A 21198-nucleotide genomic window follows, 5' to 3' on the forward strand; every position below is an offset into this window, starting at 1 on the left:
AACCGCGCCGGCGTTCACAGCCCGAGCAGCGCCTGCTCGGTCCACACGGTCTTGCCCTCGCGGGTGTAGCGGGTGCCCCAGCGCTCGGTCAGCTGGGCCACCAGGAACATGCCGCGTCCCCCCTCGTCGGTGGTGCGGGCACGACGCAGGTGCGGTGAGGTGTGGCTGGCGTCGGCGACCTCGCAGACGAGACATCGTTCACGGATGAGTCGCAAGGTCACGGGGCCCCTGGCGTAGCGGTAGGCGTTGGTGACCAGTTCGCTGGCGATCAGTTCGGTGGCGAACGCCAGGTGTTCCAGTCCCCATTGAGTGAGTTGCGTCGTGGCGAGCGTTCTGGCCTGTGCCGCGGCGGTCGGCCCCACCGGCAGTTCCCAGGAGGCGACGTTCTGCGGTGGCAATACCCGGGTGCGTGCGATGAGCAGAGCGATGTCGTCAGCGGGCTGTCCGGGCACGAGGGAGCCGACGACCGCCTGGCACGTCTTCTCCAAGGGGTCCGCCGGGTGGGTGAGAGCTGTGCACAGCCTTCGCAGGCCCGTGTCGACGTCCAGATGGCGTTCGCCGATGAGTCCGTTGGTGTAGAGCGTGAGCAGGCTGCCCTCGGCCAGTTCGATCTCCCGCGTTTCGAACGGCAGACCGCCCAGGCCGAGCGGTGGGCCGGGGGGCAGGTCGAGCAGGTCTGCCTGTCCGTCCGGTGTGGTCACGACCGGTAGCGGATGACCGGCCCTCGCCACGGAACACTGCCGGGAGACGGGGTCGTAGACGGCGTACAGGCAACTGGCGCCGACGATCTGCTCCCCCGCGGGTCGCTCGCCGGATGCCTCTTGTTCGGTGGCGAGGAGATTGACCAGGTCGTCCAGGCGGGAGAGCACCTCGTCCGGTTCCAGGTCGAGGGTGGCGAGGGTGTGCACGGCGGTACGCAGTCGGCCCATCGTGGCAGCGGCATGCAGTCCGTGACCCACCGCGTCGCCGACCACGAGTGCGACCCTGGCCCCGGACAACGGGATGACGTCGAACCAGTCACCGCCGGGACCGGGGGCCGTACTGGCCGGGAGGTAGCGAGGGGCCACTTCGAGGGCCGGCTGGTGCGGAACGGTCCTCGGCAGCAGGGTGCGTTGCAGGGTGGACGCGGTCTGCTGCTGCTGGGTGAAGCGTCGAGCGTTGTCGATGCTGACAGCGGCCCGCGAGGCGAGTTCCTGGGCCAGCGTGAGATCGTCGGCCTCGAACGGCTCGGGGTGCCGCGATCGCCACAGGCTCATCACGCCCAGTACCTGGCCGCGCGCGGCCAGGGCCACCACGATCAGGGAATGAGCCGAGAGGTCCGGTGCCTGCTCGCCCCGGTGCGGCTCCGCCAGGAACCAGTCGGGCGAGAGGACGGGTTCGAGGAGGGGGCGCCCGTCCGCCAGGCATCTGGCCTGTGGCGTACCGGGCGCCAAGTGCACCGGCTCGCCTTCCGGATGCGGCAGGTCGGGCCGCTGGCCCACGACGCCGCGGACCGCGACCCGTGCGACGGGACCCGCCAGTGACTGAACCGGCTCCTCGCCTCGCGTCACCGGTTGCGACAGGTCGACGGTCACGTGGTCGGCCAGGTGGGGGACCATGACATCCGCGAGTTCGCAGGCCGTCTGGCGCACGTCGAGCGTCGATCCGATGCGGGCGCCGACCTGGTCGAGGAGCGCCAGGCGAAGTCGGGCCCGATGGCGCTCGGTGATGTCCTCCACCGTCTCGGCCACTCCCAGGACCCGGCCGGCGGGATCCTGCAGCCGGAAGGCCGAGACGGACGCGGCCCGCACGCGGGCCGGATCCCGTTGCAGACGGGCGTACTGCTCGGTGGAGACCAGTGATCTTCCGCTCTCCATCACCTGGCGCACCCGCTCCACGGCCCTGCGCGCGTCCTCGGAGACCAGCAGGGCGCCCGTGGGCATCCCCGGGAACTCGACGGCCGGGATCCCGGTGAACCGTTCGATCGCCTTGTTGACCCGCAGAATCGTCATCTCGGGGCTGTGCACGACGAGACCGATCGGGCACCGGCGGAACAATCCGTCGAGGACCGCGCGGTCCCTCTGCCACTCGAGGACTTCCGCCGCGGGCGCCCCGACGAGGAACCATTCGCGGACATGGTCACCGCGCAGCAGCGCACCCGCCCGGAACCCCATCTCCACGAGCCGCCCGCTGCGATGCCGGACCGTCAGTACGCCGAACCAGCCGCCGTCTCTCCTGCACGTGGCCGCGGCGTCCTTGGCGGCCGGCAGGTCGTCGGGGTCGATCAGGACCTCGAAGGCCGGACGGCCGATCACGGCGGACTCCGGGTGGCCGAGCAATTCCTCGGCGCGCCGGCTCCAGCCGACCACGGTCCCCCGGTCGTCGAGCACCGCCGAGGCGGCGTGGTGCATCGCGAACGGATCGTCCGGGCTCTCGCTGAGCACTGTCATCCGCTTTTCCACCCCGGACACCACCTCGTATCGGGCTCCTTGCTCCACGATGGATCCGCCCTGCCCTCCACGCCACAGCTACGGCATGCGGGCCGGACCGGCTCGTCACGTCAGGCCGGACGGGACGGTCCCGTAGCGGCGCAAGTTCCTCCATGGGCATGCCGGGTTCGTACGATCGTGTCACCAGGGCCCCTGTTCCCCGCCGGCGGCGGAACGCAGGCACAGCCCGCCGGCCACATCAGCGAAGGGAATCCCATGATCTTCATCACCGCCAAGTTCCGAGTCCGTCCCGAGCACGCCGACCGCTGGCCCGAGATCACCGCCGACTTCACCCGGGCGACGCGCGCCGAGCCCGGCTGCCTGTGGTTCGACTGGTCGCGCAGCGTGGAGGAGCCGACGGAGTACGTTTTGGTCGAGGCCTTCCGCGACGACGAGGCCGGAGCCGCACATGTGCAGTCCGCGCACTTCAAGGCGGCGCAGCAGACGCTTCCGCCCCATCTGGCCGAGACGCCGCGCATCGTGAACGCGACGATTCCGCAGGACGACTGGTCGCTCCTCGGGGAGATGGCGGTACCGGGACAGGAGTAGCGCGGCGGCCGGCCGTCAGGCGAACCGCCCGCGCGCCACCGCCTCTTCGAGCGTCGCGGGGTCCAGCCCGGCAACGTCACCGAGCTCCTTGGTCCGGGCCAGGTACGCGCGCTGGGCTTCCAGCGACTCCGGAGTCGTGGTGGCCGCCAGCCATTCGGCGCCCTCGAACCGGAGTCCTTCCCGGAGCGGCAGGGAGCCTCCCTCCCGGACGGCTCGTTTCACGGCCCCGATCGCCGCTTTCGGCCGTCGGCCCAGCCGGCTCGCGTGCTCGACGGCCTCCTGGAGCAGCGCTTCGGGTGGTACGACTCGGTCCACCAGGCCCATCTCCCGGGCTTCGGCCGGGCTGACGGGGGTGCCCTCCAGGGAGATCTGCAGTGCCCGGCGTCCGCCCAGCAGGCGTGCCAGCCGCTGGGTGCCGCCGGAACCGGGCGGGAACCCGAGGAAGATCTCCGGCTGGGAGATGCCGAAGGGCCCGTCGGCCATGAAGCGGTAGTCGCAGGCCAGGGCCAGTTCGCAGCCCCCGCCGCCGGTGTCCCCGTTCAGGGCCGCGACCCAGACGGCCGACGAGGTCTCGATGGCGTGGAGGACGTCCTTCATCTGCTCCCAGGCCATGAGCCCCACCAGCGGCGAGCGGGCAAGCAGGGCACTGCCGCCCGGCGCCTTGAGCACCGCGCCGGTGAGCCGGAGCCCGGCGCGGATGACCGAGGCGCTCACCTTGGGAGACCGCTTGGCGCCTCCGTGGATCAGCCGTACGTCGAAGTGGGCGAGGAACCGCGACGCGTGGGTGCCCGTGAGCACCACGGCGCCCACCGCCGGATCCGCGTCCGCACGGCGTGCCAGCGCCCCGAGTTCCAGGACCATCTCGCGGGTCATCAGCGCGGAGGGTGGGCTGTCGAGCCGTGCCACGAGGACGTTGCCGTGCTGTTCGACGAGCACGGTGCGGTGCGTCATCCTGCCTCCCGGGCATGTCGGGGTCACCGGGTTGAACGAGCGGAGCACCCGATGGCTGAGGCCAACGTAGGCACGCCGCTCGGAACGATCGTTGACCGATCACGCCACAGACTTGACCGATCGCGCCAGGGCCGGACGATGGAGGTCATGGCTTGGGTGCGCTCAGCGGCACTGCGCGGGGTCCGGCGGACCGTCGAGGAGCTCGGCGGGGACGCCGACGCCCTGGCGCGGTCGGCCGGAGCCCCATGGGGGGTGCTCGACGACGATGAGCTGCTGGTGCAGGACACCACCGTGGCCGTCCTCCTCGAAACCGCCGCTCGCCGGCTCGGCTGCCCCGACCTCGGACTGCGGGTCGCCCTCGAGCAGGACCTCAGCATGCTCGGCCCGCTGGCCGTTGCCGTGCAGAACTCCGCGACCGTCGCCGAAGCCCTGGAATGCGCGTCGCGCTATCTGTTCGTCCACGACCGCAACCTGCGCGTGGCCCTGGGTCCCGATCCGCACGGCGATCGAACGGCGGTCGCCGTGCGGTACGGCTACCCGCCGGGCGCCCGGGTGCCCCCGCAGAGCGTCGAGATGGGGCTGCTCTTCCTCCACCGCGTCCTGATCTCCCTGCTCGACGGGCCGTACGGCCTGCGGACCGTCGAACTGCCGCATCACGCCGTGGCCGCACGCGCCCGCTACGAGGAACTGTTCGGCTCCCAGGTGAACTTCGCCCAGCCGCAAGCGCTCCTGCGTGTCGCGAGTGATCTTCCCGGACGCCCCGTCCAGGGCGGCGACCAGCTGACCCGCCGGGTGGCGCTCGCCTACCTCGAGGCCCAGCCCTCCGTCACGGGCAGCGCGATGACGAGGCGCGTCAGAACACTTCTGAAACAGTCACTGGGCACCGGCCCCGGCACCCTGGCCTTCGCCGCACGCACACTCGGCATGTCGCCGAGAAGCCTGCAGCGTCATCTGTCCGCAGCGGGAACCACCTTCGCGGCGGTCCTCGACGACGTCCGGCGCGAACGGGCCGCGGAGCTGCTCATCGAGTCCGATCTGCCGCTGACCCAGGTCGCTCGCAACATCGGGCTCAGCGAGGCAGCCGTCCTGAGCCGCTACGCACGGCGCTGGTGGGGCACGACCGCGCGTGCTGTCCGCGACCACGGACTGCCCGGCGAGTAGGCCGCCCCGGCACGAGCCGTATATCGCACCGGGCCCCCTCTTGTCCCGGACGGCACGGCACCCGTACGCTCCCCCTCCATACCGACTAGCCGGTATGACACTCGAAGGAGCCGCCGGAGATGAGCACGATCAACCGCCAGGTGCGCCTGGCCGCACGTCCCGTAGGAGAGCCTCGGCCCACCGACTGGGAGCACATCGAGGAGCCGGCCGGGCAGCCCGGCGACGGCGAGTTCCTGGTGCAGGTGCTCTGTCTGTCGATCGACCCCGCGATGCGCGGCTGGATGAACGCGGGCCGGTCCTACATCCGCCCGGTGGAGATCGGCGAGGTGATGCGCGCCGGCGCGGTCGGTAGGGTGATCGCCTCCCGGCACTCCGGATTCGCGGTCGGCGACCATGTGTCGGGCTCGTTCGGCGTGCAGGAGTACTGCGTGTCGGACGGACGCGACGTGACCAAGGTCGACCCGGCGGCGGCCCCCTTGCCGACGTTCCTCGGCACGCTCGGCATGTCGGGCCTGACGGCCTACTTCGGCCTGATCGAGGCCGGGCGTCCCGAGCCCGGGCAGACCGTCGTGGTCTCCGGAGCGGCCGGGGCCGTCGGCAGCGTCGTCGGGCAGATCGCCAAGATCCTGGGCTGCCGGGTCGTCGGTATCGCCGGCGGCGAGGCCAAGTGCCGGATGGTGGTCGACGAGTTCGGGTTCGACGCCGCGATCGACTACCAGAACGAGGACGTCCGCAAGGCGCTGGGTGAGCACGCCCCCGACGGCGTCGACGTGTACTTCGACAACGTCGGCGGAGACGTCCTGGACGCCGTGCTGCTGCGGCTGGCGCGCGGTGCCCGCGTCGTCGTCTGCGGCGCGATCTCCCAGTACAACAGCACCAAGCCGCAGGGCCCCGCCAACTACCTGTCGCTGCTGGTGAACCGCGCCTCGATGACGGGCATCGTGGTGTTCGACTACGCCGAACGGTACGCCGAGGGCATCGCGCAGATGGCCACGTGGCGGGCGGAGGGCCGGCTGAAGTCCCTTGAGGACGTGGTGTCCGGCTCGGTCGCGGAGTTCCCCGAAACCCTGATGCGCCTGTTCCGTGGTGACAACCGCGGCAAGCTCGTGCTGAAGATCGCCGACTGACCGGGCCGGAAGGAGGAGGAGAAGGGGAGGGAGAGATCCGATGAAGGCACTGACCTACCACGGCCGTCACGACATCCGCTACGGGGAAGTCCCCGACCCGGCCGTCACCAGCCCCGCCGACGCGGTGGTGCGAGTGACCGCGGCCGGCATCTGCGGCAGCGACCTGCACATCTACGGCGGCAACGGGTTCAGCCCTGAACTGGGCTACACACCGGGACACGAGTGCGTCGGCGTGGTGGTCGACACCGGCGGCCAGGTCACCCGGTTCAAGCCCGGCGACCGGGTCCTGGTGCCTGCCTCGGCCGGCTGTACGCACTGCCGGTCGTGCGCGGCCGGGTTCACCGCCCGGTGCGAGCGCGCCAAGTCGAGCACGGAGCTCTGCTACGGGGTGAGCCCGCAGCTCCAGGGCAGCCAGGCCCAGGTCCTGGCCGTGCCCTACGCCGACGTCAATCTGGTGCACCTGCCCGAGGACATCTCCGACGAGGCCGCCGTCGTCCTCACGGACAACGCCCCCACCGCCTGGTACGGCTGCCGCCGGGCCCGCATCCAGCCCGGCGAGACCGTCCTGGTCATCGGCCTCGGGCCGGTCGGCCTCATGGCCGCCCAGTCCGCCTTCGCGATGGGCGCGGCACGGGTGCTGGGCGCGGACCTGGTCGCGGAGCGCCGTGCCTTCGCCGCCGGCCTGGGTGTAGAGCCGGTCGAGGGCGATGACGCGCGGTCGGCCATCCGGGACATGACCGGCGGACGCGGGCCGGACGCCGTGGTGGAAGCCGTGGGCTCCGACGCCACCATCCAGCTCGCCCTCAAGTCCGTCCGGCAGGCCGGCCGGGTCAGCGTCATCGGGGTCAGCCAGAACAAGGCATTCCCCTTCCATATGGGGCTGGCGCAGATCAAGGAACTGGAGTTCGCCATCGGGCTGTGCTCGGTGCACTACGAACTCCCTCCCCTGATCGCCCTCACCCGTGCCGGCCGGATCCAGCCCGAGGTCGTGGTCTCCCACCGCTTCGCCCTGTCCGAAGGCCCTGCCGCGTACGAACTGTTCGCGGGCCGCTCCGACGGTGTCCGCAAGATCCTTCTCGACCCGACGGCCTGATACCCGCCCATTCACTTGCTGAGCGTTCAGCCAGTCTCCTAGGGTGAGCCCCCTCGGAGACTGGAGGCCGCCATGTCACAGCGCGACGAAACCGCCCGGCAGACCCGTCCGCGGCTGATGCCGCTCCCCGAAGAACAGTGGGACGCACGGACCCGGGAACTGCTGGCCATCGCACCCCACGACCCTGGGGACCGGATCCCCAACATCTTCACCACGCTCGTACGCCATCCCGGTCTCTACGAGCAGTTCATGCCTTTCGGCGGCCAGTTGCTCCTCAGAGGCCGACTGCCGGCAGAGCTGCGCGAGTTGCTGATCCTACGCACCGCGTGGAACACCGGCGCCCGGTACGAGTGGGGCCGGCACCTCCCCCTGGCCAGGGCCGCGGGCGTCACGGACGCGGACATCGACCGCATCACCGAGGCCCCGGAAGCACCCGGCTGGACGGACCTCCAGAGGCATCTGATCCGGGCGGCGGACGAGCTGAACCGCTCGGCGACGATGTCCGACTCGACCTGGGAGGCCCTGGCCGAGCACTTCGGTGACGCCGAACTGATCGAGATCACCATGCTGGTGGGGCAGTACCACATGGTGGCCTTCTTCCTGAATGCCACCGGTGTGGAACTGGACCCCGGCTTCGACGGCACCGGCTTCACGGAGGAGGAAAGGGACCATGGGTGAGGACCGCCTGGAGCAAACGGCCCGTCACCTGACCGGCCGCAAACTACTGGTGGTCGGCGCGGGCACCCGCCCCGACGACGACCCGCGGGCGCCGGTCGGCAACGGCCGGGCGATCGCCGTCCTCGCCGCCCGCGCGGGAGCCGACGTGGCGTGCGCCGACGTGGCCGCGCCGGCCGCCGCCGCGACCGCCGAACTCGTCGGCCGCGAGGGGAGGTCGGGAGTCACGGTGGTGGGGGACGCCACGGAGGCCGGGCAGTCGGCCGCCATGGTCGCCGAGGCGGTTCGCGGACTGGGCGGGCTGGATGCGCTGGTGGTCAACGTGGGGGTGGGTCTCGGCGCCGGGCTTGAGGGCTCGTCCCCCGAAGACTGGGACCAGGTGCTCTCCCTGAATCTGCGCGCGCCCTTTCTGGCCGCCAAATACGGTCTTCCGGCACTGGCCGACGGAGGCGCCGTCGTCTTCATCGGATCCCTCGCGGGACTGCGCGCCGCCACGAACTCTCCGGCATACGACAGTTCCAAAGCCGGCCTGTTCGGGCTCACCCGCCATGTCGCCAGAGAGGGAGGGGCTCGCCGGATCCGCGCCAACCTGGTCGTGCCCGGCCTGATCGACACCCCCATGGGGCGGCAGGCCTCGGCCGGGCGGGCGTCCCGGACAGCCTCGTTCGAGCGCATCCCCCTGGGTCGCCAGGGCACCGCATGGGAAGTCGCGGAGGCCGTCACGTTCCTGCTCTCCGACCGCGCCTCCTACATCACGGGCCAGAGTCTGGTGGTGGACGGCGGACTCAGTGCCGTATGACGCGCGACCTGGAATTCAGTCCTCGCCGCGTGTCGACGTGAGTCCGCGCACCAGCGTCTCGTGGGCGGCCCGTGCGATGTCCGCCAGTCGGGTGCGGGCCGAGTCCAGTTGATACTGCAGGAGCACGCCGCGAGCGATGCTCTCCACCAGGAACGCCTGCGCGACCGCGTCCAGGTCCGGGCGGATGCTTCCGTCCGCGATCCCCCGCCGGATGTCCTCCTCGACGCCGGTCCGCACGAGGCTGAGATGCTCGGCCATCACGCCCTTGATCCCGTCGGCGCTGCCGACCGCCTCGACGAGGAGCACCAGCAACGCGCGCGCCCGTAGCCCCGGCTCGGGCTCGGCCAGCCGGGCGAAGAACTGGTCGAGCTTGGCCAGTACGGCTTCGAGCCCGCTCATCCGCGCGTATCCGGGCCGGGCCCGGAGCACGTCGATGAACGTCTCGCGGATATCGGCGACCACGGCCTCCACGAGCCCCGCTTTGGAGGTGAAGTGGTAGTTGACCATGCCGCGGCTGACTCCGGCACGGTCGCCGACCTTCTTCACCGTCAGGCCGCGGTAGCCCTCCTCCGCGAGGATCTCCACCGCCGCCTTCAAGAGTCCGCGGCGGGAGGCCTCACGCTGCTCATCACGCCTGGTCGCGGGGCGTGCGGCCCCTTCGGTCGGTTCGCTCATCGGACCAGCAGTATGCCATTGCCGGTTCGGCTCCCCGCCCCGTGGCGGTGCCATCCCCATTCGGCCATTTCCGGGTCCGTCGGTGGACACAGGGCAGCCTGAATGGAACGCTCCCTCCAGACCGCGGGCGGTACCCACGAGGCGCGCCCCGGAAGCGCCGACGCCGTTCCCCGTACGAGCCGCGCATCGCTCACCAGCACGAAGTCCTCGCAGAAGCCGAGTCCTGGTACGCCCTGATGCCTCGCCGAGAGGGGTTCCACATGAAGTGCACAGCCGTCACGGCCGCCATCGCCGTCGTCCTCACCGTCACCGCCTTACATCCCGTCGCCCGTGCCGCCGCTCCCGCGCCCTCCGGACCCGCGGAGTTCACCGTGGACACCACGTCCGACACGGTCGACGCCGACGCGGCGGACGGCCGGTGTCTCACCGCCTCGGGCGCGTGCAGCCTCCGTGCCGCGGTGATGGCCGCCAACGCCCGGCCGGGCAGTACGATCACGCTGCCTCCCGGCCACTACAAGTTGACGATCCCGCCCGACCCGCGGCTGATCATCGGCGACAACCCCGACCCCACCACGGGCGACCTGAACGTCGCCGCCCCCATCACCGTCAAGGGCGCCGGAGCACGGACCACCGTCATCGACGCCAACCGCCTGGACCGGGCCTTCCGCATGCAAGCGGACAGCCGGCTGTCCGATCTGACGATCACCGGCGGGGTGACCAAACAGCGCGAACTGCCCATCACCGACACCGGTGGGGGCGCGATCGCCAACGGACATCACATGACGCTGCGACGGGTCACCGTGGCCGGGAACTCCGCCGGTTACGGCGGCGGCATCTTCAACGTCCCGGACTCCCACCTCGATCTGATCGAGAGCACCGTCAGCGGGAACGCAGCGGGAGAGGCCGGCGGCATCCGGTTCGACGACACCGGCACCGTGACCAACTCGACGATCGCGGACAACCGGGTGACGAACCCCGGCGACCGCCCGGGCAGCCTCGCCGGTTACGGCGGAGGCATCGACATCAGGGGGACGGGGCCCGTGGAGATCCTCAACTCGACCATCACCGGCAACAGTTCCAGCGATGGCGGGGGCGGGATCAACATCGCCCCCGCCTATCTCGACAGCCTGCCCTCACCGATCCCCGACATCATCGATCTGCCCCTCGGGCGCATGACGCTGCGCAACTCCGTCATCGCGGACAACACCGTCGACGGCTCGCCCGCCGACTGCAAGAAGGCTTTCGCCACCATCACGTCGCAGGGCCACAACCTCGACGGCGACGGCAGCTGCCGGCTGACCGCCGCGGGTGATCTGCCCAGCCGCACGCCCCTGATCGGACCGCTCGCCGACAACGGCGGCCCCACCGACACCGTCGCGCTGCTGCCCGGCAGCCCCGCCCTGGACGCGGCCGACGGGTGCCCGGCCACCGATCAGCGCGGCATCGCGCGCCCTCAGGGCGCCGGCTGCGACATCGGCGCCTACGAGGCCACGTCATGACCCCGCGCCGTACCCCCAGCCCGCACCGTCACCTGGAGCGACGGGTGAGAGTCCCGCACCCGCGCCCCGCTCCGGCCCGCGTCACAGCCGTCTTCGCGGCCCTCTTCCTGTCCCTGACGGTTCCCCCGCCCCCTGCCGGCGCCGCTTCCGGCCCCGACTCCTTGGTCGTGCGCACCGACCAGGGCCGGGTCCGGGGCGCGGCCGTCCGTGACGGCGGACGGGTCTTCCACGGGATCCCGTTCGCCGCCCCTCCGACCGGGGAGCTGCGCTGGCGCCCGCCGCGACCCGCGGCGCGGTGGTCCGGCGTACGGAACGCCACCGCACCGGCCCACCCCTGCCCCCAGTTACCGCTGACGCTGCTCCCCGACGGCGGCCCCGTCCTGCCCGGCGAGTCCAACCGCACCGGCAGCACCGTGGAGGACTGCCTGTACCTCAATGTCTGGACACCGGCCCGCAGCAGCGGCCGGCCTCTGCCGGTGCTGGTGTGGCTGCACGGCGGCGCCAACACGTACGGCGCGGGCAGCGATTACGACGGTGCCGCACTGGCCGCGGGGGGCGTGGTCGTGGTGACGGTCAACTACCGCCTCGGAGCACTGGGGTTCATGGCCCACCCCGCCCTGTCGGCCGAGAGCGCGGACCACGCGTCCGGCGACTACGGCCTGATGGACCAGCAGGCCGCGTTGCACTGGGTGCGGCGCAACGTCGGCGCGTTCGGCGGCGACCGGAGCCGGGTGACGCTCGGCGGCCAGTCCGCCGGATCGGCGGACACCTGCCTCCACATCGCATCGCCGACCGCGAAAGGCCTGTTCCACCGGGCGATCCAGCAGAGCGGAGCGTGCGCGGGGGGCGGCGGTCTGACGCCCCTCACGCTCGACGCGGCCGAGCGGAAGGGAAGCGACTTCGCGGCCTCGGTCGGCTGTGCCGACCCGGCGACCGCGGCGGGCTGCCTGCGTGCCGTACCCACCACCGACCTCATCCGCGCCACCGGGACAGCGACCGCCTCCCTGTGGGCCCCGAACACCGGTCCCCGTGTCCTCCCCCGCCCTCCGCACACGGCGTGGGCAGAGGGGCGGGTGAACGCGGTCCCGACGCTGAGCGGCAGCACCCATGACGAATACCGCTACTTCACCGCGCTGTACGTGGACCTGCTCGGCGGCGGCCCTCTGACCCCCGACTCCTATGCCGCGCTCATCAGGCTCCAGTACGGCGACCGCGCGGCCGCGGTCCTGGACGCATACCCCGCCTCGGCGTATGCGTCCCCCAACCTGGCCTACTCCGCCGTAGGCACCGACCAGCGGTTCGCCTGCCCGGCGCGGGCCGACGGCCGGCTGTACAGCAGCCGTGCTCCCGTCCACGCCTACGAATTCGCCGACACGCAGGCGCCGCCGTTCATCCCGGCCCCGCATACGCCGCAGGGTGCCTTCCACGCCTCCGAACTGGCCTATCTCTTCCCCACGGACGCGCTGGCACCCCTGACGCCCGCCCAGCGGCGACTGTCCGCCACGATGACCGCCTACTGGGCCCGCTTCGCGGCCACCGGCGACCCCAACGCGCCCGGGACTCCACCCTGGCCGCCTTATACGGCCACCGGGGACCGCATCCAGGTGCTGGCACCGGACCGGGTCGGACCGACCACCTCATTCGCGGCCGACCACCACTGCTCGTTCTGGCAGTCCGCCCCCGTGCCTCGAGGAGCGGTGCGATGACATCGGCACCCGTCTCTGCTCACCGCCCAGGGTGCGGGCCAGGTGATTCCCTGTTCGTGACGCCCCGCACGGGAACGCCGTGGTGGGTCGCCAAGGCCAGCAAGGCCACGCGCAGCGGTTCGGTCTCCAGGACCGCGTCCGGCTCGAACCAACGGGCCACCGCGGTTCCGCTCGTCATCCGCAAAGTGAAGCGCGCCAGTTCGTCCGCCTCCTCGGGGCGGTCACGCAGTGCGAAGACGGAGCTCACGGAATCCCGGGCCCAGGCCACCAGCGCGTCCCGGTAGTGACGCACCTCGGCCACAGCGGCCGCACTGGCGTCCTTCTGCACCATGCCCAGCCCCAACAGCAGCTTCACACCTCGCGGGTGGCACCGGAACGCGCCCGCGAGGTCTGCGAGAAAGGTGTCCAGACGCTGCGCCACGTCGGCGCCCGGCACCTCGGCCGGGGGCAGGGCCGCCAGCAGCGCGGTCCTGGCGCGCTCCAGCACCGCGACGTAGATCCCGTCCTTGCTGCGGAAGTGCCAGTAGATCGAACTGACCGGCAGACCGCATGCGGTGGAGATCATCGAGATGGACGTGGCGGCGTAGCCGTGGCGCGACATCAGCTCGCCGGCGGTGTCCAGTATCGCGTCACGTGACCGCGCGCCACGGTCCAGGGCCGGTGCCTCCGTCATAGGGCCGACTCTAGAGGAGGCACCGGCCGACGGTGACGGGTTCAGTTCTCCGGAGAACCGAACTCCTTGCGGGTGTCCACCGGCTCGCCGAACAGCTGCCACCGCTCGCCCTTGAACCGCATCAGCTGCATCGTCTCGAGCGGGAAGGCGTCGTCGGACCCGGTGGAGAGAGTGACACCGGGCAGCAGCATGTCCACCTTGACGTCCTTCAGATCGCGCACCGCGTCCCGCAGCCCCTCCCTGGTCGGGCACTTCATCGCGTCCAGGGCCTTGTGCAGGCTGGAGGCGACGGCCCAGCCGTAGGCGTTGAACTGGTTGGCCGGGTCGGAGTCGGGCGCGTACTCGCGCAGCGCTTTCTTGTACGTCTTCATCTCGGCGTCGTCGGCCCACTGCGGGTCGGCCGGGTCCTTGAAGTACGTCGCCGAAACCAGGCCCTGGACGTTCTTGAATCCGACCGGTTTGAGCACGGTGGTGGACGCGGACACGGCGTTGACGATGTGCAGCGGGTTCCACTCGGTGTTCTTGGCATCGGCGGCGAGGGCCTGGCTGCCGAACTTCGGCGTGGTGATGTCGAGCAGTACATTCGCCTTGGACCGGGCGAGACTTGTCATCTGCGCGGAGACGGAGGGGTCCGTGACCTCGTAGCTCTCCTCGGCGACCACCTTGATGCCGCTGCCGGCGAGGGCCGCCTCGAACCCGCCGAGCAGATCCTTTCCGAAGTCGTCGTTCTGATACAGGACGGCGACCTTGGCCTTCGGCTTCTCCTCCTTGAGGTATTTCGCGTACACCCGTGCCTCGGACACGTAGTTGGGCTGCCAGCCGGTGGTCCACGGGTGCTTGTCGTCCGTACCCCAGACGGAGGCGCCCGTGGCGACGAAGGGCTGCGGCACCTTCCGCTTGTTGAGGTAGTCCCACACGGCTGCCGTGGACGGGGTGCCGAGGGTCTGGAACACGGCGAAGACCTTCTCCTGCTCGACGAGTCTGCGCGCCTCCTCGACCGCCTTGGGCGGCTGGTAGCCGTCGTCGCGGACGACGAATTCCACGGTGCGGCCGTTGATCCCGCCCTTGCCGTTGACGTACTTGAAGTAGGTGTTCACGCCGTTGCCGATGGTGCCGTACGCGGAGGCCGGTCCCGACAGCGGATAGATTCCGCCCAGCTTGATGGTCTTGTCGGTGATGCCGGTGGTCTGCTGGCCCCGGCACGCGCCGTCGGCGGCGGCGTCCTTGTCGTCCTGCCCGCGCTGGCTGTTGCAGGCGGTGGCGAGGAGCAGGGCGGCGGACGCGGCCGCGGCCGCCCGCAGAGGAGTCGTCTTGCGCATGTGATTCATTCCTTTTCCGTGCGGGGCGGTGCGCCCACGGGTTCGGCGTCGACAGGTGCGGGATCCGCGGCGAGGGGCGTGGAGGGCCCGGGCGGGCGGCCGGGGACGGTGCGGGTGAGTCGGCGGGTGGCGGCGCCCCGGAGACGGCCCGCGAGACCGGCCAGTCCCGTCGGAGCCACGAACATCACCGCGATGATCAGCAGGCCGAACACCACACCGGGCGCCGCCTCGCTGAGGTCCTGGGCCACGCTCGGCACGTACATCACGAACGCCGCCCCGAGCAGCGGCCCGTACAGCGAGGCCAGGCCCCCGACCACGAGGCCGGCCAGCAGCGTGATCGACAGGACGAAGCTGAACGAGTCGGGCGAGACGAAGCCGATCACCCACGTGTACAGACACCCTGCGACACCGGCGAACATCGCGCTCCAGGCGAAGGCCAGGGTCTTGTGCAGGGACAGCTGTACGCCCATGACCTCCGCCGCGCTTTCGTTGTCCCGCAGGGCGAGCAGTGCCCGGCCGGCCCGCGACCGCAGGAGGTTGCGGGCGAGCAGCAGGGCCACCGCGGTGACGGCGAGGACGACGATGTACATCCACTGGTCCTCGGCCAGCCCGCTCCACGCGGGCGGCTGCAGCTTGTCCACGGTCAGTCCCATGGAGCCGCCGGTGAGCGGCTCGAGCCGCTTGAGCAGCGGTGGCAGGAACACCGCGAACGAGAGGGTGACCAGAGCCAGGTACAGCCCGCGCAGACGGAGGGCGGGCACTCCGAATCCGAGGCCCAGCAGGAAGCATCCGGCGGCCGCGACCGGCAATGTGGCCAAGTGGCCGGTGTCGTACCGGTCGAGCATGACCGCCGCCGTGTATGCCCCCGCCGCGAAGAACGCCCCGTGCCCGAGCGAGATCTGCCCGCCGAATCCGACGAGCAGGTTCAGTCCGGCCAGTGCCACGGCGTACAGCAGCACCATGGTCAGCTGGAATACCTGGAAGGGGGCGAAGTAGAACGGTACGCCGACGGCGACCGCCACCGCGAGCAGCGCGGTGAGCGCGGCCCGCAGGCGCCGGGCGCGGCCCGTGCCGAGTGTGGTGAGGTAAGTGCTCATGCGCGCTCCACCGCCGCCCGTCCGAACAGGCCCTGTGGCCGCACCAGCAGCACCGCCAGGATGATCACCAGGGGTACGCCGACCTTCAGATCAGCTCCGATCACGCCGACGTACGCCCCGGCCAGCGTCTCTGCGACGCCCACGACCAGGCCGCCGACGACCGCGCCGACCGGGCTGTCGAAGCCTCCGAGGGTGGCCGCGGCGAACGCGTAGATCAGCACTCCGCCCATCATGTTGGGCTCCAGGAACAGCACGGGGGCGACGAGCACGCCCGACACCGCACCGACCGTCGCGGCCAGGCCCCAGCCGAGCATCAGCACCCGGCCCACCCGGATGCCCGACAGCCGGGCGGAGGCCGGGTTGCACGCGGCCGCCCGCATCACCAGGCCGGCGGAGGTGTGCTGGAACAGCAGGTAGAGCAGGCCCATCACGACGGCCACCACCACGATGATCCCGAGCGTCGACCAGTCCACCCGCACCCCGGCCAGGTCGATCCCGCCGTCGGGGAACGGCTGCGGGAAGTCCTTCACGGTGAACGACCAGATCAGACCGGCCATGGCGTTGACGAAGATGAACAGGCCGACCGTGACGATGACCGTCGTCAGCTCGGGCGAGTTCCGCACGGGACGGATCACGATCCGTTCGACCAGCATGCCGCCGGCGAACGACACCGCCAGGGTGACGGGCAGCGCCAGCCAGAACGGCATCCCGGACGCCACGAGCTGCCACGCCACATAGGTGGAGATCATGGCGAGCTCGCCCTGTGCGAAGTTGACGATCCCGGTGAACCGGTGGATCAGCACCAAGGCCAGTGCCAGGCTGGCATAGACCGCGCCGGAGCCGATCCCTTCCACCACTTGCTGGAGCACTTCGGTCACGGCCCTCACCCACCCTCTGCCGAGCGGACGGAGACACCGAGGTACACCTCGGCGACCTGCCCGTCCTCGCGGATCCGGGCGGCCGGTCCGGACAGCACCAGCCGGCCGGCCTCCAGTACGTGGGCCCGGTGCGCGACATCCAGCGCGAGTTGGGCGTTCTGTTCGACGACGACCACGGTGGTGCGTTCCTCCTCGTTCACGGCACGGACGATCTCGAACAGCTCGCGCGTGACCAGCGGAGCGAGCCCCAGCGAGGGCTCGTCCAGGAGCAGCAGCGAGGGCCGCAGCATCAGCGCCCTGCCGATGGCGAGCATCTGCTGCTCGCCGCCGCTGAGGCTGCCTGCGGCCTGGCGGGACCGCTGGCGCAGCTTGGGGAAGTAGTCGTAGATCCGTTCCAGGCCGGCCGCCACGGCCGCGCGCTCGGCTCTGCCCCGCCGCCAGCGAGGGGTGTGCAGGTGGGCGCCGACGCGCAGGTTCTCCTCGACGGTCAGGTCGTTGAAGGTGCCCCGGCCCTCGGGCACGTGTGCCACGCCGAGCCGGGCGGCCTGCTCGGGCGACCGGCCCAGCAGTTCTGTCCCGTTCAGGGTCACCGAGCCCTGGCCGCGGACCATGCCGCACAGGGCCCGCAGGGTGGTTGTCTTGCCCGCGCCGTTGGGTCCGAGGATCGCGCACACTTCGCCGCGTGCGACGTTGAAGTCCAGGCCCTGGAGCACGCGGGCCTGGCCGTATCCGGCGTGCAGGCCGGACACCTTCAGGAAGTCCGGCTCCGCACTCGCCCCGGACTCGGTGCGGCCGGTGGTGGGCTCGCTCACGCGGCCACCCCCAGGTACGCCTCGATGACCGCCGGATCGCGCTGGATCTCCTCCGGCGGGCCCTCGGCGATCTTGCGCCCGAAGTCGAGACACACCACCTTGTCGCACAGGCCCATCACGAACCCCATGTGGTGTTCGACCACCACGAGCGTCAGGTCGAAGTCCTCGCGCACCGTCCGGACCAGATCCGCGAATCGGTCGACCTCGCCGTGGCTGAGTCCGTTGACCGGTTCGTCGAGCAACAGCAGCCGGGGGCGCACGGCGAGCGCCCGGGCGAGTTCGACGCGTTTGAGGGTGCCGAACGGCAGTCCGGAGGCGGGGTGGTCGGCGACGTCCGACAGGCCCAGCCTGTGCAGCAGGTCGTCCGCCCGGTCCCGCAGTTCCGCCTCCTCCCGCCGGACGCGGGGCAGCCGGAGCGCCGCGGCGAGGTGACCGGTGCGCCCCCGGCTGTGGGCGCCGACCATGACGTTCTCCCGGACCGTGAGCCGCGGGAACAGCCCCAGGTTCTGGAACGTGCGGGCGATACCGCGCCCGGCCACGGAGTGCGGCGGGAGGGCGAGCAGGTCCTCGTCGTCGAACCGAACCGTCCCCGCGTCAGGGGTGCAGCGCCTGGTGAGGCAGTTGAACAAGGTGGTCTTGCCGGCTCCGTTCGGTCCGATGAGCCCCACGGCGGTGCCCGGCTCGACGGTGAACGCGACACCGTCCAGTGCCGTGATCCCGCCGAAGCGCACGCTGATACCGTCGACCGCGAGCATGAGTGACGCCCCTTCCGAGGTGCTGGGGGGTGAGCGAGCGTCACAGTAGGTGGGGCCCTTCCGGGCGCACATTGGGTGCGAGCACCCAACTTCGCGGCCCCCGGCTTGTGCGCCGCGCCCAACCACCCGGGGCTCTCGCCCCCCCGGGCCTGTTGACGGGACACGAGGCGGGCAGCGACTATCGGCGCCATGCCTCGTGGTCCCGCCCTGGGCGCCCCCGCGCTCTCCGAACCGGTCAGCCGGGAGCGGCACCGGATCCTGCACGCCGTGCAGGACCGGCTCGAGGAGATCGCGCGGACCGCCGTCGCGGTGATGCGTACGGAGATCCCGTCGTACGCCCTGCAGGACGAGCGGTTCTTCGACGACGTACGGGACCAGGTGCTCACGCACTACCGGATGCAGCTTGCCGCACTGGCCGGCGAGCGCGACATGGCCCCTGAGGACCTGGTCTTCAGCCGGGCGGCAGCCATGCGCAGGGCCCGCGCGGGGTTCGCTCTGGAGGACTGGATCAGCGCTTTCCGGGTCGGCCGACAGGTGCTGTGGGACGTTCTGCTGGACTGCGCGGGCCCCTCCGCCGAGGCACAGCAGGCCGCGCTGTCACTCGTCACGCCGCTGATGCGGTACGTGGACTACGCCAGCACCCATGCCGCGCAGGCCTATGTCGAGTACGAGCAGCACGTGGTCGCGGACGCGGACCGGGAGCGCCGGGACCTCCTGGACCAGCTCCTGTCCGGCGCGGCACCGACGCGCGGCCCGCTGCTCGCCGCGGCCCAGGCGTACGGCATCGGGCCGCACTCGCCGATGATGGCGGTCGTGGCGGTGTGCGTCGACGACACCCGCACCGGCGACCTCACCTCCGCCGAGCACGGCTACGCGACCAGCGCGTCCATCAGCGTCGCCGGGCCCTGGGCCGGCCGAACCCTGGTCGTCGTCCGCCACGGCGAGGTGGTGGCCGTGCCCGTGGTGCGCACCGGCATGCACTCGGAGGACATCTGTGCTCACTTCGAAGCCGTGCAGCGGCGGCTCGCGCGGGAGGGAACCATGCTCGCCATGGGCATCAGCACCGTCGCCCAGGGCGCCGGCGAACTGGCGCGCGTCTACGGCGAGGCCCGGGCCGCCCTCGACCTCGTGCCGAGCGGGGGCGGGGTGGCGGCACTGCCCCGCCTGTCCCCCTTCGACTACCTGGCACTGCGCGCCGACGACCTCGCCCGCCAGCTGGTCGATCCGCGTGTGCGTGCACTGCTGGAAGAGGACCGAAGACGTGGCGACCCGCTGGCCGCCACCATACGGGCCTTCGCGGAGGCGGATCTCAACCTGCGGCTGGCCGCCGACCGGCTGCGGGTGCACCACAACACGGCGCACTACCGGCTGCGCCGGATCGAGGAACGCACCGGGCGCAATCCGCGCCGGATCGCCGACCTCCTGGAACTGCTGGTCGCCCTCGCCATCCGCGACGGGGCCAAGGAAGACGGAGAACACCAGTGAGCCACATCGTGGAGACGACCGTGACGCAGACGCCACGTCAGAACCCGGACGGAGAGGCGAAGCCGCGCCTGCCGGATGGGAACGCCGAGCAGGACGGCTCCGCTCGGCACGCCCTGCTGAGCGCGGCGCTGGAGGTGTTCACCGAGCGCGGTTACGCCGAGGCCGGCCTCGCCGAGATCGCGGCACGCTCCGGCATCCTGGTGGGCAGCCTCTTCCAGCACTACGGCGGGAAGCACGGCCTGTACCTCGCCCTCTGGGAGGAGTTCCGGGAGGAGCAGGAGCGCCGGACCGCGGCCACGCTGGCCGCCGAGCGTGAGCGTGGCGTGAGCGATCCCATCGCCCTCTTCGTCGCGGGAGCCAGGGCCTACCTCGAGGGTGCCTGCAACAACCGGCGCCTTGCCATGCTCCTCGTGGAGGACGACGGCCCCGCCGGCTTCGACGCGCTGCGCCGCCAGTGGGACCGCGCATGGGTACGGCGCAACGCCCGGCTCCTGGAGGTGGACGAGAAGCGACGTGTCGGCCGGGTTCGGGTGAGAGTGCTGACCACCGTGATCGGCGGGGCGGCACGCGAGCTGGGCGACTGCGAGGACGAGAGGGAGGCCCGGGAGATCGTGGACGAGGTGTGCGGCATCCTCATCCACCTGTCGGCTCTGCCCGGCTGAACGCCGGACGGCGGCCCCAGGCCGAGATCATCGGGGAGGTGGCGAGGTCGAGACGGCCGGCCGCGATGGTGGCGAGGTGCCGCTCGATCTCCTCGTCCGTGGCGAGGCCTTCGGCGACGAGTTGGTCGCGCACCTGCTGGACGGTGGCCGTCTCGAGGACGTCGCACGCGGGCGAGGTGACCGGGAAGTACGCGTCGGCCTCGACGTCGGCGAGGCCGGCCTCGCGCAGCAGGCGCGGCAGCCTGCGTCCGTAGGAGAGGTCGGCACCACGCTGCCGCAGCAGCCGGCGGAAGCCGGTGCGGAGCCGGTTGGCCAGCTCCTGCTCGGGGCCGTGCTCGTCGGGGCAGATCAGCGGTTGCAGAGCGGGGTCGGCGTCCTCGACCAGGAGCCACCCGCCGGGGCGCAGCGCCTGGACCATGGTGCGCAGCGCGGCATCGCGCTCGGCCACATGGACCAGGACGAGACGGGCGTGGACCAGATCGAAGGGCCCGGCCGGGGGTGCGTCGCGGCCCACGTCGTGGCGGAGTACCTCCACTCCCCCGGTGGCGGCGGTCTGCGCCCAGGAGACATCGATGTCGGTGGCGAGCACACGCCCGCGCGGCCCGACCCGTTCACGGAGCCATGCGGCGACACTCGGTCCGCCGGCCCCGACCTCCCAGCATCGCCATCCCTCGTCGATCCCGACCGTCTCGAAGTGCCGGAACGTCGAGGCGTCGAAGAGGGCCGCCAGCGCGTCGAAGCGGGTACCGGCCTCGGCCTGCCGGTTGTCCAGGAGATATCCCTTGTCCTGACCCATGCGCCGATCATGTCACGG

At 71.3% G+C, this 21198-nt stretch carries 20 protein-coding genes; 10 read left to right on the forward strand and 10 right to left on the reverse strand.

Translation table 11 applies throughout. The annotated features are described in order from the left end of the window. Positions 1 to 14: 14 nt before the first annotated feature. Positions 15 to 2429, reverse strand: coding sequence for a SpoIIE family protein phosphatase (locus ACFT32_RS01985; protein WP_382484686.1), 2415 nt, complete (start codon positions 2427 to 2429; stop codon positions 15 to 17). Between the two features lie 255 nt (positions 2430 to 2684). On the opposite strand from ACFT32_RS01985, the gene ACFT32_RS01990 reads away from it, so the two are divergent. Beyond that, positions 2685 to 3017, forward strand: coding sequence for a putative quinol monooxygenase (locus tag ACFT32_RS01990; protein WP_382484689.1), 333 nt, complete (start codon positions 2685 to 2687; stop codon positions 3015 to 3017). Positions 3018 to 3032: 15 nt separating this feature from the next. Here the strand turns inward: ACFT32_RS01990 and ACFT32_RS01995 are convergent, their stop codons facing one another. Next, a complete protein-coding gene (locus ACFT32_RS01995) occupies positions 3033 to 3968 on the reverse strand; it encodes an enoyl-CoA hydratase/isomerase family protein (RefSeq protein WP_382484691.1) in 936 nt (311 codons plus the stop codon). 147 nt (positions 3969 to 4115) lie between these two features. On the opposite strand from ACFT32_RS01995, the gene ACFT32_RS02000 reads away from it, so the two are divergent. The 5 genes from ACFT32_RS02000 to ACFT32_RS02020 all read left to right on the forward strand — a co-directional run bounded on the left by ACFT32_RS02000 (position 4116) and on the right by ACFT32_RS02020 (position 8823). Next, positions 4116 to 5129: an AraC family transcriptional regulator gene (locus ACFT32_RS02000; RefSeq protein ID WP_382484694.1), complete on the forward strand. Its 1014-nt coding sequence runs from the start codon at positions 4116 to 4118 to the stop codon at positions 5127 to 5129. A gap of 119 nt (positions 5130 to 5248) precedes the next feature. Further along, a complete protein-coding gene (locus tag ACFT32_RS02005; RefSeq protein WP_382484697.1) occupies positions 5249 to 6256 on the forward strand; it encodes an NADP-dependent oxidoreductase in 1008 nt (335 codons plus the stop codon). 40 nt (positions 6257 to 6296) lie between these two features. Further along, on the forward strand, positions 6297 to 7349 hold the full coding sequence (locus ACFT32_RS02010; RefSeq protein WP_382484699.1) for an alcohol dehydrogenase catalytic domain-containing protein: 1053 nt from the start codon (positions 6297 to 6299) through the stop codon (positions 7347 to 7349). A 72-nt stretch (positions 7350 to 7421) separates the two neighbouring features. After that, complete coding sequence (locus ACFT32_RS02015) at positions 7422 to 8027, forward strand: carboxymuconolactone decarboxylase family protein (protein ID WP_382484701.1); 606 nt, start codon at positions 7422 to 7424, stop codon at positions 8025 to 8027. Next, the gene (locus tag ACFT32_RS02020) at positions 8020 to 8823 is read left to right on the forward strand and encodes an SDR family NAD(P)-dependent oxidoreductase (RefSeq protein WP_382484703.1); all 804 of its coding nucleotides are present in this window, start codon (positions 8020 to 8022) and stop codon (positions 8821 to 8823) included. Before ACFT32_RS02015 ends, ACFT32_RS02020 begins: the two co-directional genes overlap by 8 nt. A gap of 15 nt (positions 8824 to 8838) precedes the next feature. Here the strand turns inward: ACFT32_RS02020 and ACFT32_RS02025 are convergent, their stop codons facing one another. Continuing rightward, positions 8839 to 9498 (reverse strand): TetR/AcrR family transcriptional regulator, encoded by a 660-nt coding sequence (locus tag ACFT32_RS02025; protein ID WP_382484705.1) that lies wholly within the window; start codon positions 9496 to 9498, stop codon positions 8839 to 8841. 260 nt (positions 9499 to 9758) lie between these two features. On the opposite strand from ACFT32_RS02025, the gene ACFT32_RS02030 reads away from it, so the two are divergent. Together ACFT32_RS02030 and ACFT32_RS02035 are read left to right on the forward strand one after the other, a co-directional pair. Continuing rightward, complete coding sequence (locus ACFT32_RS02030) at positions 9759 to 10997, forward strand: choice-of-anchor Q domain-containing protein (RefSeq protein ID WP_382484707.1); 1239 nt, start codon at positions 9759 to 9761, stop codon at positions 10995 to 10997. A 44-nt stretch (positions 10998 to 11041) separates the two neighbouring features. Next, complete coding sequence (locus ACFT32_RS02035) at positions 11042 to 12703, forward strand: carboxylesterase/lipase family protein (RefSeq protein WP_382484710.1); 1662 nt, start codon at positions 11042 to 11044, stop codon at positions 12701 to 12703. A gap of 19 nt (positions 12704 to 12722) precedes the next feature. Here ACFT32_RS02035 and ACFT32_RS02040 read toward each other — a convergent pair whose 3' ends face one another. Genes ACFT32_RS02040 through ACFT32_RS02065 form a run of 6 tightly spaced genes read right to left on the reverse strand, consistent with a single transcriptional unit; the run spans position 12723 to position 18237 of the window. Continuing rightward, entirely contained in the window at positions 12723 to 13376 is a 654-nt protein-coding gene (locus ACFT32_RS02040; protein ID WP_382484712.1) for a TetR/AcrR family transcriptional regulator, read from the reverse strand. Between the two features lie 41 nt (positions 13377 to 13417). Further along, on the reverse strand, positions 13418 to 14695 hold the full coding sequence (locus ACFT32_RS02045) for an ABC transporter substrate-binding protein (protein WP_382484715.1): 1278 nt from the start codon (positions 14693 to 14695) through the stop codon (positions 13418 to 13420). A 5-nt stretch (positions 14696 to 14700) separates the two neighbouring features. Further along, positions 14701 to 15792, reverse strand: coding sequence for a branched-chain amino acid ABC transporter permease (locus ACFT32_RS02050; RefSeq protein WP_382484717.1), 1092 nt, complete (start codon positions 15790 to 15792; stop codon positions 14701 to 14703). After that, positions 15789 to 16670: a branched-chain amino acid ABC transporter permease gene (locus ACFT32_RS02055; protein WP_382484719.1), complete on the reverse strand. Its 882-nt coding sequence runs from the start codon at positions 16668 to 16670 to the stop codon at positions 15789 to 15791. Before ACFT32_RS02055 ends, ACFT32_RS02050 begins: the two co-directional genes overlap by 4 nt. A 5-nt stretch (positions 16671 to 16675) precedes the next feature. Then, entirely contained in the window at positions 16676 to 17482 is an 807-nt protein-coding gene (locus ACFT32_RS02060) for an ABC transporter ATP-binding protein (protein WP_382484722.1), read from the reverse strand. Then, complete coding sequence (locus ACFT32_RS02065; RefSeq protein ID WP_382484725.1) at positions 17479 to 18237, reverse strand: ABC transporter ATP-binding protein; 759 nt, start codon at positions 18235 to 18237, stop codon at positions 17479 to 17481. The genes ACFT32_RS02060 and ACFT32_RS02065 overlap by 4 nt, the downstream gene beginning before the upstream one ends. 189 nt (positions 18238 to 18426) lie before the next feature. Between ACFT32_RS02065 and ACFT32_RS02070 the strand changes: the two genes are divergently transcribed. Both ACFT32_RS02070 and ACFT32_RS02075 read left to right on the forward strand, forming a co-directional pair. After that, complete coding sequence (locus ACFT32_RS02070) at positions 18427 to 19722, forward strand: PucR family transcriptional regulator (protein ID WP_382484727.1); 1296 nt, start codon at positions 18427 to 18429, stop codon at positions 19720 to 19722. After that, the gene (locus ACFT32_RS02075; protein ID WP_382484729.1) at positions 19719 to 20384 is read left to right on the forward strand and encodes a TetR/AcrR family transcriptional regulator; all 666 of its coding nucleotides are present in this window, start codon (positions 19719 to 19721) and stop codon (positions 20382 to 20384) included. The genes ACFT32_RS02070 and ACFT32_RS02075 overlap by 4 nt, the downstream gene beginning before the upstream one ends. Here ACFT32_RS02075 and ACFT32_RS02080 read toward each other — a convergent pair. Further along, positions 20356 to 21180 (reverse strand): methyltransferase domain-containing protein, encoded by an 825-nt coding sequence (locus tag ACFT32_RS02080; RefSeq protein WP_382484732.1) that lies wholly within the window; start codon positions 21178 to 21180, stop codon positions 20356 to 20358. The two genes, ACFT32_RS02075 and ACFT32_RS02080, sit on opposite strands and share 29 nt — an antisense overlap. Positions 21181 to 21198: the final 18 nt, after the last annotated feature.

It is taken from the genome of Streptomyces sp. NPDC057002 (genome assembly GCF_042673825.1).
Taxonomy (GTDB): Bacteria; Actinomycetota; Actinomycetes; order Streptomycetales; family Streptomycetaceae; genus Streptomyces.